We start from the raw sequence: 12,925 nt of genomic DNA, 5'->3' as shown, positions 1-12,925 counted from the left end.
CTTTATTTTTTACAATGCAACTAAAATAAAAAAAGGTTTACCATTATGGCAAACCTTTTCTACTTTCTTTTAATTTATTTATTACAAAAGCGAATCAATCGCATCTGTATAAGCATTTTTTGGTGCTACACCTACTTGTCGTCCTACTACCTCACCGTTTTGAAATACTAAAACCGTAGGTATATTACGTACGCCGTATTTAGCTGCAAACTCCTGGTTAGCATCAACATCTACTTTACCAACAACAGCTTTACCTTCGTACTCATTACTTATTTCTTCAATAATAGGTCCTACCATTCTACAAGGTCCACACCACGCTGCCCAAAAATCAACCAATACAGGTTTATCACTTTTTAAAACTGTTTCTTCAAACATTGCATCTGTTATCTCTAATGCCATAATATTTATATTTTAATGTGTTTTATTAATTTTAATTACACAAAATTAGTCAAAAAATATTCGAAAGCTTACAAGCTAACAATTTGTTTTGTTTATAGTTACATTGTTTGCAGTTATTTAAAGTATTTGGGCGCTTAAAACAGGCTATTCGCTATATCTTTTTTGCTTTTAAAAGCAAAAAAGGATGCCGCTACTATCCTTAGCGCACAAGGTGGTTTAATTTAATTTATACTTAACATCCTGAGCCTCTAATTCGTTTATTAACTCTTGACAAACTTTTACTTTTTGCTTTCTACTTGGCATCGTTAATTTTATTTGTTCATCGTTATCATAAACCACAAAATTAAGCGCCTGATTTCCTGGGTGCATGTGTATTAATTCTTTTAAAGCAACAATTTTTTCTTTGTTCAAATCGTCAATATCCACTTGTATAGATAATTTTTTAGTATAATTTTCCATCACATCGTGTAGCAATTGAAAATTATTAAACTGCAGTCTTGGGTCTCCCATTTTACCAGTTTCTTTATTTGTCCACCCTTCACGAACAAAGGTTTTTACAAATACAAAGCTATTTTTCATTAAAAAGTGCCTAAACTTTAAATACTCTTCACCAAAAATTCTAAACTCAAAACTATCGGTATAATCTTCAATAGTAAAAGTAGCCCATCCTTTACCTTGTTTGCTAACTCTATGTTGTACATCGGTTACTACACCACCAAAAACTAGCTCCCTATTTACATAGGAGCCTAAATCTTTAAACATCGCTATACTTGCATTACAAAATGTGGTGATTTCCGTTTTAAAATCATCTAATGGATGCCCAGAAATATAAATCCCAACTACCTCTTTTTCACGTGCCAACTTCTCCATGGTTCCCCATTCTTCGCAAGGCGGAACTTGAGGCTCCGCAATTTGAACATCACTGGCATCTCCAAATAAACTTACCTGTGCAGAGTTTTCATTTTCTTGATGCTTTGCACCATATTTTATAGCCTTTTCTAAAAACGTAATGCCATCTCCTTCATCATGAAAATATTGGGCGCGATGTGTGTTTTTAAAACAATCAAAACCGCCAGCAAGCGCTAAGTTTTCAAAGGCCTTTTTATTGGCTGCACGCAAATCTATACGCTTTGCTAAATCAAAAATAGATTTGTAATGTCCGTCTTTCTTTCTATTTTCAACAATTGTGATTACGGCGCCATGACCTACGCCTTTAATAGCTCCCATACCAAAACGTACTGCATTGTCTTTATTCACAGAAAACTTGTAATACGATTCATTGACATCCGGACCTAAAACGGGTAATTTCATGCGCTTACATTCTTCCATAAAGAAGGTGACTTGCTTAATGTCATTCATGTTATTTGAAAGTACCGCAGCCATATACTCCGCTGGGTAATGCGCTTTTAAATAGGCCGTTTGGTAAGCAATCCACGCATAACAGGTTGAATGCGATTTATTAAACGCATAACTGGCAAATGCTTCCCAATCTTTCCAAACCTTTTCAAGCACTTTGGCATCATGCCCATTTGCACTAGCTTGCTCAATAAACTTAGGTTTCATTTTATCAAGCACTGCTATTTGCTTTTTACCCATAGCCTTACGCAAAACATCGGCTTCACCTTTAGTAAAGCCAGCTAACTTTTGAGATAGCAACATTACCTGCTCTTGATAAACAGTAATTCCGTATGTTTCCTTTAAGTACTCTTCCATGGCAGGTAAATCGTACTCTATATCCTCATCACCGTGCTTTCTGCGTACAAAACTCGGAATGTATTCCATTGGACCTGGACGATACAAAGCATTCATCGCAATTAAATCTTCAAACACCGTAGGTTTTAAATCTTTAAGATGCTTTTGCATTCCTGGGGATTCGTACTGAAATACTCCAACGGTTTCTCCTTTTTGAAATAATTCATACGTCTTTTCATCGTCCAATGGAAAGTTGTCTGGATCGAGCAATATATCGTGTTTTGCCTTAACTATTTTAACGGTATCTTTTATAAGGGTTAACGTTTTTAACCCCAAGAAATCCATTTTTAATAATCCAGCTTCCTCAACAACCGAGTTATCGAATTGAGTAACGTACAAATCCGAGTCTTTGGCTGTTGCCACAGGAACAAACTTGGTAATATCATCGGGTGTTATAATAACTCCACAGGCATGAATTCCTGTATTTCTAACGGAACCTTCTAAAGCTCTGGCGGTATTAACAGTTTCGGCTTCCAAATCGTCTCCTTCAGAAATATTCAAAAGCTGGTTAACTTTTTCTAAATCTTCTGCTCTAAATTTTTTGCTTAATTCCTTTTCGTCTAACCCAAAAATCTTGTTGAGTTTCGACATTGTTGGAATTAACTTTGCTATTCTATCGGCATCAAATAATGGTAAATCGAGCACTCTAGCCGTATCTCTAATTGACGATTTTGCCGCCATGGTACCATAAGTAATAATTTGTGCAACCTGATTACTACCGTATTTTTTGATAACGTAATCCATCACACGACTTCGTCCTTCATCATCAAAATCAATATCAATATCCGGCATACTAATACGGTCTGGATTCAAGAATCTCTCAAAAAGCAAATCGTATTTTAGGGGATCTATATTCGTTATCCAAAGACAATAAGCCACCACCGAACCTGCTGCAGAACCACGACCTGGCCCCACCGAAACATCCATTTTTCTAGCTTCTCGAATAAAATCTTCAACAATTAAAAAATACCCTGGATATCCAGTGTTTTCGATAACGCTTAGCTCAAAATCAAGTCGTTCTTTAATCTCTTCGGTTAGGTCTTCGCCATATCGTTTTTTGGCGCCTTCATAAGTAAGGTGTTTTAAATAAGCATTTTCTCCTCGCTTACCACCATCTTTTAAATCTTCTTCGTTCTTAAATTCATCTGGAATATCAAATGCAGGCAATAAAACATCACGTGCCAAATCGTATGCTTCAACTTTGTCAACTATTTCCTGAACATTACTAATTGCCTCTGGAATGTCTTTAAAAAGAGACTTCATTTCGTCTGAAGACTTAAAATAATACTCCTGATTTGGCAATCCGTAACGATAACCGCGACCGCGACCAATAGGTGTTGCTTGCTTTTCACCATCTTTTACACACAATAAAATATCATGCGCATTAGCATCTTCCTTTTTACAATAATAAGTGTTGTTAGTAGCAACCAGTTTTACATCATGCTTTTTTGAAAACTCAATTAAAATTTTATTTACTCTGTTTTCGTCCTCTTGATTATGACGCATTAACTCAATGTACAAATCGTTTCCAAATTGCTCTTTCCACCAGAGCAATGCTTCTTCTGCTTGGTTTTCACCAACATTTAATACTTTACTCGGAACTTCACCGTACAAGTTTCCAGTTAGCACAATTAAATCGTCTTTATACTGTTCTATGAGTTTTTTATCAATTCTTGGTAAGTAGTAAAACCCACTAACAAAAGCATGTGATGATAATTTGGCGAGATTATGGTAGCCGTTTTTATTTTTTGCCAGCAATACAATTTGATAACCGTTATCCTTTCTCGTTTTGTCTTTGTGGTCTTCGCAAACAAAAAATTCACAACCAATAATGGGTTTAATTTCTTTAAGTTTCGGCTTTTCACCGTTTTCAATAAGCGCTTTATTTTTTGTTTGAACGTTTCTGTTATGATTATTAACAGCTCTAACAAAGTGAAAAGCACCCATCATATTGGCATGATCGGTTAAAGCAACCGCAGGCATATTATTTTCACCTGCTACCGTTACAATATCAGTAACACTCATGGTTGATTGAAGCACTGAAAATTGGGAATGATTGTGTAAGTGAACAAAATCTATATCCTCTAAGTCTGATACATTTTGCTGAATTTCTTCAGAAGAAATCTGAACGCTCTCTGCCTTTTTTAAACGTTCGCGAATTTGAGCACTTTCCTTTTTAAGATTGATGTGTCTTAATCCTAAAAGCTGAATTTCTTTAGGGTTTGATTCTTTATATTTTTGAAAATAATCAGGTTGAACATCCAACTGCTCTTTGGTATATTCACCCAAACGAATTAACTCTAAAAAGCAACGTGTAGTTGCTTCAACATCGGCTGTAGCATTATGGGCTTCATCAAACGGTTCGTCAAACAAATGCTCATGTAATTCAGTTAGGGTTGGTAACTTAAACTTTCCATAACGTCCACCAGGAATTTGGCATAGTTGCGCAGTGTGTTCTGTACAGGTATCTAAAACTGGTAATTCTTGTAAAGGATTTGCAACATCTCCACGAACAAATTCAGCACCCATAATGTTTAAATCGAACTTTACGTTATGTCCAACTACAAATTTGGTTTTACTTAAAGCTGCATTAAACTTTTCTAAAACTTCAGCAAGAGAAATCCCTTGCTCTTCAGCTAATTCTGTTGAAATACCATGTATTTTCTCCGCATCATAAGGAATATTGAACCCCTCTGGTTTTACTAAATAGTCTTGATGATCGATACAATTACCCATGGCATCGTGTAATTGCCATGCAATTTGTATACACCTTGGCCAATTATCAGTATCAGTAATAGGTGCATCCCAACGTTTAGGTAATCCAGTTGTTTCAGTATCGAAAATTAAGTACATCTAAAAAGTTTATCTGTTGATTTGTTTTGTTTAAAAACGAGTTTATAAAAATACATAGAATTTATACTTATTTAAAGTGAAGTTATAAACAGTTGTAAACAAAAAACGCAACCCAAGGGTTGCGCCAATCTTAACCAAAAATTAATGTTTACGACACTAATTCTTCATGTACTTTTTCAGTATTAATGGCTGCTTGTATAGCATTTTTTTGCTTTGTCAATAACGAGTCAATAGTTGGTGGTAAAGTTTTATCTTTTAAGATTTCATTGTACTCTTCCAAACTTGCTTCCTCGCCTCTAATGGCTTCTTCCAAGATAGCCTCTTCATTATTTGAGCTAAAAAGTGATTTCAAGGTCATCCAATTTCTATGCATGGTTCCTTTAAAACTACCTGATTCTTCAGGTAATTCACCATAGCGAAGGATTTCTGTTCTTAATTCTTTTGCAAACTCACTTCGTTCCGAAGCTCGCCTTTTAAAAAACATTTTCAATCTATCATTATCAATATTATCAATAGCATTTAAATACCCTTTTTCGGCATCATAGTTTTTTACTAATAATTCATTTAACTTGTTTGAAATTTTTTCACTGTACTTCATAATATTCATTTTCATTTTTAAATTTCATGTGTTTGTTTTTATCATTTTCAAAGCTCACGAGGAATCTTTGATGGTTAAACTAATTATTAAACACACATAAATAATTTGTCTAACCGTTTTATTTTTTAGGATGCCTAATCTTTACATCTTCATATATAACATAAGGCTAAAACCCAGTAATGTCAAGGGTTTTAACGATATTTATGATAGATTTAAGAGTATTTAACAAAATTGGTCGATATTCTAAATTTATATTACTTTTGGCTAACAACTTACGCCAATGAAACTTAAATTTTTACTTTTATTGATACCCCTATTTTTTTTGAATTGTAAACCTCAGCCCATTTCATTATATGTTGGAACGTACACCAATGGAGATAGTGAAGGTATTTATCAACTGCAGTTTGATACCAAAACTGGAATACTTAGCGACTTAAAATTAGTAGCAGCAACTGAAAATCCGTCATTCATAACCTTTTCTCCTGATAAAAGTTTTATTTATGCCGTTGGCGAAACTGAAAACGGAAGCATTTCTTCTTTTAAACTTGAAGATGACAGCACATTAAAATTAATTAATACTCAGAAAACTTTTGGCGGTGCGCCTTGTCATGTTTCTGTAAATTCTGAAGCCACAAAAGCCGTGGTTTCAAATTATCTAGGTGGAAATATAGCTTTATATAATATTAATAATGATGGAAGTTTAAGTGAATCCGCTCAAATTTTTGACCATAATGACTCAATTCAAAAATCGCATGCACATTCTGCTCAGTTTTATAAAAATGATCTTTTTGTCGCGGATTTGGGAAGAAATTCAGTTTATCTCTATGGAAAAGACCAAGATGAAAATTATGTTTTAAAGGCGAACTCCATAATAGAGCTTACAGAAAACGCAGGCCCAAGACATTTTACTTTAACAGAAGATGGTAATTTTATTTACATTATTAATGAATATGCTAGCACCATTACAGCTGCTAAAAAAGCTAATGATAGTTTTGATTTAATAGATCATTATTCTACTTTGGAAAGTTCTTATTCTGGAGATAATTCTTGTGCAGATATTCATTTAAGTAAAGATGAAAAGTTTTTATATGGTTCTAACAGAGGCGAAAACTCCATTGCCGTATTTAAAAGAAATATCACCGATGGAACACTCGAAAAAATTCAAAATATAAGTGTTCATGGAGATTGGCCACGAAACTTTACCTTAGATCCCACAGGAAAATTTATGTTGGTAGCGAACAAAAAAAGTAATAATATTTCTGTTTTCAATGTTGATACAAACACTGGAAAACTGTCCTTTTTAAACGACATTTCTATACCATCACCGGTTTGCTTATTGTTTTAAAAATCATCTGTTTAAATATTTATTCTAAAAAACAAATAAGCTATTGATATTTAAAAATATTAAAGTATCTTTGCGCCCTCATTAATAACCGAGGTCGAGAACCTCAAATAATTAATTATTATGCCAGTAAAAATTAGATTACAAAGACACGGTAAAAAAGGGAAACCTTACTATTGGATTGTTGCAGCTGATGCACGTTCAAAAAGAGATGGTAAATACTTAGAAAAAATAGGTGCTTACAATCCAAACACAAATCCAGCAACAGTTGAATTAAATGTTGATGGCGCTGTAAAATGGTTACAGAATGGTGCACAACCAACTGACACAGCTAAAGCAATTTTATCATATAAAGGAGCTTTACTAAAAAATCATTTGGTAGGTGGTGTTAGAAAAGGTGCTTTAACTGAAGAGCAAGCTGATGCTAAATTCAATGCTTGGTTAGACGAAAAAGCAGCTAAAATTCAAGCGAAAGCTGAAGGTTTATCAAAAGCTGAAGCGAAAGCAAAAGCTGTTGCATTAGAAGCTGAAAAAGCGGCTAATGAAGCAAGAATTGCCGCAGCTGCGCCTGTTGTAGAAGAAGTTGCAGAAGAAGCAACTGAAGAAGTTGAAGCTACTACTGTAGAAGAAACTGCAACTGAAGAAGCTCCTGCTACTGAGGCTGAAGCTTCAAAAGAAGAAGAATAAAAAACATATTTTTTATACTTTTAAACTCCGATAAATTATCGGAGTTTTTTATGCAAAATGGTTTTGCATTATACAGAATTTATTTCTGCAACCTAAAAATTTAATTAATGAGGTCATGAAAAAAGAAGATTGTTTTTACTTAGGTAAAATCGTAAAAAAATATAGTTTTAAGGGTGAAGTTTTGGCAAAATTAGACACTGATGAGCCAGAAATTTATGAACATTTAGATGCTATTTTTTTAGATTTAAGAAACAATCTGGTTCCTTTTTTTGTTGAATCCTCTCAATTGCATAAATCGGAATTGTTACGAATTAAGTTTGAAGAAGTAGATACTGAAAATGATGCGGATTCCATTTTAAAATGTGACATGTATTTACCCTTAGAAGTTTTACCTAAACTAGAGGGTAATCAATTTTATTTTCATGAGGTTATCGGTTTTAAAATAGAAGACAAAAACTATGGTCTAGTAGGAATTATAAAATCTATAAATGATTCTACGGCACAGGCTTTGTTTGAAATTGACAATAACGGAAAGGAAATATTAATTCCTATGAATGATGAATTTATAGTGGAAGTAAATAGAAAAACAAAAACCATCACTGTTGAAACTCCCGATGGTTTGATTGATTTGTACCTCTAAAATATTAAGCAACTAAATCTAGTTGTCTAGTTAAAAGACGCATTGCAGATTGAATACTATCACGTTGTTTTGATAATACTTTACATAATTTTAAGGGCAAATTTGGCTCCATCAGCAAAGCATTGTAAGCTTTAACGCTTAACTTTTTTAAAGTATGAATTTCATCGAATAATTGATTTTCATCTTTTAATACAATTAAGTTTTTGAGCTTCGCACATGCATTATAAAAATCTGCATCTAGCTCAGAAGTATATTCTGTAACATTACCAATATTCCATATTTCACTTCTTAATTCTTTACAAAACTTACGTCTTTCCAAACCTCTTTCTTTAAAAAATGCTTTCAATGTTGGTCTGTCAATAGTATTAAAAATTTCTAGATATATACTCTCTACTTCATAATTCATGTTTAATAAATCATAAAGTCTTTTTGTTATTTTTTCAGGATGACTCATTTTGTCGCTTTTTTAAAAGTTGAACGTGATAACTTTATATACGTATAGATAACTGGTTATGGAACTTATAATTATAATTTTTAACATACTTTAGCATTTTTTAACTATTTATTGTACCGCTTGTCTAATTTTTCGAACCCTTAAGAAATCAGATGCCCAATAAACCTTTTACGTTTAAAAGATTTAAAGTGAATCAAGACAGATGCGCCATGAAAATTGGTACAGATGCTGTTTTATTAGGTGCTTGGACTTCTTTGGAAAACCACCCATTTTCCATATTAGATATTGGAGCAGGCACAGGTATTTTATCTTTAATGCTAGCGCAACGCAGCAATGCACAATTAATTGACGCTATTGAAATTGATGATAATGCTTACGAACAATGCGTTGATAATTTTGAGCAATCACCATGGAGCGATAGATTGTTTTGTTATCATGCTTCTTTGGAGGAATTTGTTGAAGAAATTGAAGACTCATATGATTTAATTGTATGCAATCCTCCTTTTTATTCAGAAGACTATAAAACTACCAACTATCAACGTGATTTAGCCCGATTTCAAGATGCCATGCCTTTTAATCATTTATTGGAAAGTGTATCAAAACTTCTTTCTAAGGATGGGATTTTTGTGGTAATCATTCCTTTTAAAGAAGAAGAAACAGTTATTAAATTAGCATCAAGAATGAGCCTTTATCCAAACAGATTGTTACGAGTTAAAGGAACCCATAACTCAGAAATAAAACGGAGTTTACTCGAGTTTTCTTTCCATGAAAGCAAAATAAAAAAACACGAATTAGTTATTGAAATTGAAAGACATCAATATACCGAAGATTATGTAAATCTTACCAAAGATTTTTATTTAAAAATGTAGATTTATTTTACACGTCTAAAATTGTTTTATTCTTAAAAAAACATCTTTTTTATTTATTATTTTCAATAAATTTGTAGCATCACTGAATAAAATTAAATTTTATGCGACCAGATTTATTTGAAGCTCCAGATTATTACAACTTAGACGAACTCTTAACAGATGAACATAAATTAGTTAGAGATGCTGCCCGCAAATGGGTAAAGCGTGAAGTTTCTCCAATTATCGAAGAGTACGCTCAAAAAGCGGAATTTCCCACTCAAATAATACATGGTTTAGCAGATATTGGTGCCTTTGGTCCTTATATTCCATCTGAATATGGTGGTGCTGGTTTAGATCAAATTTCTTATGGTTTAATTATGCAAGAAATTGAACGAGGCGACAGTGGCGTTCGTAGTACCGCTTCTGTACAGTCCTCACTTGTAATGTATCCTATTTGGAAATACGGTAACGAAGCACAAAGGAAAAAATACTTACCAAAATTAGCCAGTGGTGAATGGATGGGCTGTTTCGGATTAACTGAACCAGACCATGGGAGTAATCCTGGAGGCATGGTAACCAATTTTAAAGATAAAGGTGATCATTATCTTTTAAATGGTGCAAAAATGTGGATTTCAAATGCGCCCTTTGCGCAAGTTGCTGTTGTTTGGGCTAAAGATGAAAGCGGACGTATTCACGGGCTTATTGTTGAACGCGGCATGGAAGGATTTTCAACACCAGAAACTCATAATAAATGGTCATTGCGAGCTAGCTCAACTGGAGAACTTATTTTTGATAATGTAAAAGTGCCAAAAGAAAATTTATTACCTAATAAATCTGGTTTGGGTGCTCCATTAGGATGTTTAGATTCTGCACGCTACGGTATTGCTTGGGGAGCTATTGGTGCCGCCATGGATTGCTACGACACAGCACTTAGATATAGTAAAGAGCGTATGCAATTTGGAAAACCTATTGGTCAGTTTCAATTGCAACAAAAAAAGCTTGCTGAAATGATTACCGAAATTACCAAAGCACAACTTTTAGCTTGGAGACTAGGCGTTATGAGGGAAAATGGTACAGCTACTTCGGCTCAAATATCAATGGCAAAACGTAACAACGTAGATATGGCTATCAATATAGCCCGTGACGCAAGACAAATACTTGGTGGTATGGGTATTACCGGCGAATATAGTATTATGCGACATTCTATGAATCTTGAAAGTGTGATCACTTACGAGGGCACTCACGATATTCACTTACTTATTACAGGGCTCGATATTACAGGATTGAATGCTTTTAAATAAAACTCTAAATGCTGTTATCGAAGCAAAAAGAGCTTGTATAAATTTTATGTTCTTGAAAAGTAAGCGCGATGAAATAACATTGTCTAATTCTTCATTAAAAAAATCATTGTAACTGATAAAAGTTTTTGTCGTCTTAATGTTTAAAGGCAAATTAGCCTTCTATTCAAGGTCGAATTAGAAACTTATCAAAATGATTATAAATCAAGAAAGAACCCTAACAACTTTATTGTTTACAACCATAGTTTTAATATTTTTTGGGTGTAAAGAGTTAAAGCCCGAATCGTTTTCTGGGAAATTATTCATATACGAAAAATCCAATATCGAAGGGAGCAACAAGGGGTTAATAGCTATATACTATAAGGAATATGGCCATATAGAATCTTTCAAATGGCATACAGGAAACAATCACGCCACAATTGTAAGAGCATGGGTAGATACAGTTAGTTATAATGTAAATCATTTTAAGGTTTTTAAGGTTGATCATTTGGGCAATGAACATTTATCTGGTTCCTTGGATGTCACTGAAGAAAAATCTATTCATATTAAGCTTGGTGAACATGAACAGGTATTTAATTATGTACCTAACACGTGGCACAGTTATGATTTTGATTTTACTAGTTTAAGCTTTGCTTTCCAGTCACTGGTAGAATTCCCTAAGTCTTTTACCTTTAATATTCTCGATTTAGATTTGCAAAAATCTCCACCGGAATTGAAAGATTTCGGAAAGGTAGAAATGAACTTTTTAAATGAAGAAAATAAATGGTCTAGGGATTTGTTAAAATATAAAATAGACGGATTAGGTCTTGATTATAAAGGAGGACATATTTGGTTTGATAAAACAGAAAGATTTGTTGTAGGTTTTATAATTGAAAAGCCAGATGAACCAGGTTATGAATCTGGAAAGCTTATGCTTAAGAAGGTTGATAACATCCAAGAAAGGGATTGGAAAGCATTCAAAATTCAAGCGTTAAATACAAAACAATAGTTCAATAAGTTTTAATAAAAATGCCTCCTAATTTAGTGAAGCATTTTTTATTCGATTTTTGTTTACATTTACTTTATGTTTTCGTGTGAAAATGATTATTATTTTTCAAAGTTTACATGTAACATTCATTGAATCACCTTTAATAATCGCTTATTTAGTTATGAATCTTTCATCTAAAAAAAGATTAGACAACGCCTATAAAACTTCAAAAATTGTTGAATTTGATGACGATAGTAAATTTATCTTGTTTAGTGATTGTCACCGTGGCGATAATAGCTTTGCAGATGATTTTGCCAACAACCGAAACATTTACTTTCATGCCTTGAAACATTATTACGCCGAAGGTTTTCAATATTGCGAGTTAGGAGACGGTGATGAGCTATGGGAAAACCTTTCGTTTGACTCTATTTTAGATGCTCATAAAAATGTGTACATGCTTTTGAAGGAATTTCACAAACAGAATCGGCTACACATGATATGGGGAAATCATGATATGGTATACAGAAATCCCGATTATGTAAAAAAACATTTAGCAACCTATTTTGATCCTAAAGTTGGAGAAGATGTTGAGCTTTTTGGAGATATTACCTACCATGAGGGCATCGTTTTAAAACATTGTATGACAGGGCAAGAAGTATTTTTAACGCATGGTCATCAAGCTGATTGGTGGAATTTTTTGTTTTGGAAATGGAGTCGATTTATGGTTCGCGTGCTATGGAAACCCTTAAATGTTATGGGTATTGCAGACCCCACGAGTCCTGCAAAAAATTATAAAGAACTCATTAAAGTAGAACGTAGAACAAAAAAATGGATTATTGAAAACAATAATTTACTAACGATTGTTGGTCATACACATCGTCCACGGTTTCCCGAACCTGGTGATATTGCTTTTTTTAATGATGGTAGTTGTGTACACCCACGAAGTATTACAGGTATTGAAATTGAAAACGGCGAAATATCATTAATTAAGTGGCAAATTGCAACAACTGATGATGGTACACTTAAAATTGTAAGAGTACTTTTAGAAGGTCCAAGAAAATTGATTGATTATAAAACTGAATAAAGC

The 12,925-nt window shown here is 33.4% G+C and carries 11 protein-coding genes; 7 read left to right on the top strand and 4 right to left on the bottom strand.

All coding sequences use genetic code 11. The annotated features are described in order from the left end of the window. Window positions 1-81 precede the first annotated feature (81 nt). The 3 genes from trxA to L3X39_RS04625 form a co-directional block, all read right to left on the bottom strand. Window positions 82-399, bottom strand: coding sequence for a thioredoxin (gene trxA, locus L3X39_RS04635; protein WP_237230579.1), 318 nt, complete (start codon window positions 397-399; stop codon window positions 82-84). 216 nt (window positions 400-615) lie between these two features. Further along, window positions 616-5,004, bottom strand: coding sequence for a DNA polymerase III subunit alpha (gene dnaE, locus L3X39_RS04630; protein ID WP_237230578.1), 4,389 nt, complete (start codon window positions 5,002-5,004; stop codon window positions 616-618). Window positions 5,005-5,152: 148 nt separating this feature from the next. Further along, complete coding sequence (locus tag L3X39_RS04625) at window positions 5,153-5,602, bottom strand: ferritin-like domain-containing protein (protein WP_237230577.1); 450 nt, start codon at window positions 5,600-5,602, stop codon at window positions 5,153-5,155. 322 nt (window positions 5,603-5,924) lie between these two features. Here L3X39_RS04625 and L3X39_RS04620 point away from each other — a divergent pair, with 322 nt between their 5' ends. The 3 genes from L3X39_RS04620 (at window position 5,925) to rimM (ending at window position 8,271) form a co-directional block, all read left to right on the top strand. Continuing rightward, the gene (locus L3X39_RS04620) at window positions 5,925-6,947 is read left to right on the top strand and encodes a lactonase family protein (protein ID WP_237230576.1); all 1,023 of its coding nucleotides are present in this window, start codon (window positions 5,925-5,927) and stop codon (window positions 6,945-6,947) included. 120 nt (window positions 6,948-7,067) lie between these two features. Continuing rightward, window positions 7,068-7,631, top strand: coding sequence for a 30S ribosomal protein S16 (locus L3X39_RS04615; protein ID WP_237230575.1), 564 nt, complete (start codon window positions 7,068-7,070; stop codon window positions 7,629-7,631). Window positions 7,632-7,746: 115 nt separating this feature from the next. Next, the gene (rimM, locus tag L3X39_RS04610) at window positions 7,747-8,271 is read left to right on the top strand and encodes a ribosome maturation factor RimM (RefSeq protein ID WP_237230574.1); all 525 of its coding nucleotides are present in this window, start codon (window positions 7,747-7,749) and stop codon (window positions 8,269-8,271) included. Between the two features lie 4 nt (window positions 8,272-8,275). On the opposite strand, the gene L3X39_RS04605 is transcribed toward rimM, so the two are convergent. Further along, window positions 8,276-8,725: a DUF2383 domain-containing protein gene (locus L3X39_RS04605; protein ID WP_237230573.1), complete on the bottom strand. Its 450-nt coding sequence runs from the start codon at window positions 8,723-8,725 to the stop codon at window positions 8,276-8,278. 152 nt (window positions 8,726-8,877) lie between these two features. Here L3X39_RS04605 and L3X39_RS04600 point away from each other — a divergent pair, with 152 nt between their 5' ends. From L3X39_RS04600 to L3X39_RS04585, 4 genes are all read left to right on the top strand, one after another. Beyond that, a complete protein-coding gene (locus L3X39_RS04600; RefSeq protein WP_237230572.1) occupies window positions 8,878-9,594 on the top strand; it encodes a tRNA1(Val) (adenine(37)-N6)-methyltransferase in 717 nt (238 codons plus the stop codon). 101 nt (window positions 9,595-9,695) lie between these two features. Next, window positions 9,696-10,874, top strand: a complete 1,179-nt coding sequence (locus tag L3X39_RS04595) for an acyl-CoA dehydrogenase family protein (RefSeq protein ID WP_237230571.1) — start codon at window positions 9,696-9,698, stop codon at window positions 10,872-10,874. A gap of 190 nt (window positions 10,875-11,064) precedes the next feature. Beyond that, window positions 11,065-11,859: a hypothetical protein gene (locus L3X39_RS04590; RefSeq protein WP_237230570.1), complete on the top strand. Its 795-nt coding sequence runs from the start codon at window positions 11,065-11,067 to the stop codon at window positions 11,857-11,859. Between the two features lie 160 nt (window positions 11,860-12,019). Then, on the top strand, window positions 12,020-12,922 hold the full coding sequence (locus L3X39_RS04585) for a metallophosphoesterase family protein (protein ID WP_237230643.1): 903 nt from the start codon (window positions 12,020-12,022) through the stop codon (window positions 12,920-12,922). Window positions 12,923-12,925: the final 3 nt, after the last annotated feature.

Source organism: Flaviramulus multivorans (assembly GCF_021728415.1).
GTDB classification, from domain to species: Bacteria; Bacteroidota; Bacteroidia; order Flavobacteriales; family Flavobacteriaceae; genus Sabulilitoribacter; species Sabulilitoribacter multivorans.
This window is presented reverse-complemented; position numbering and strand designations above follow the sequence as displayed.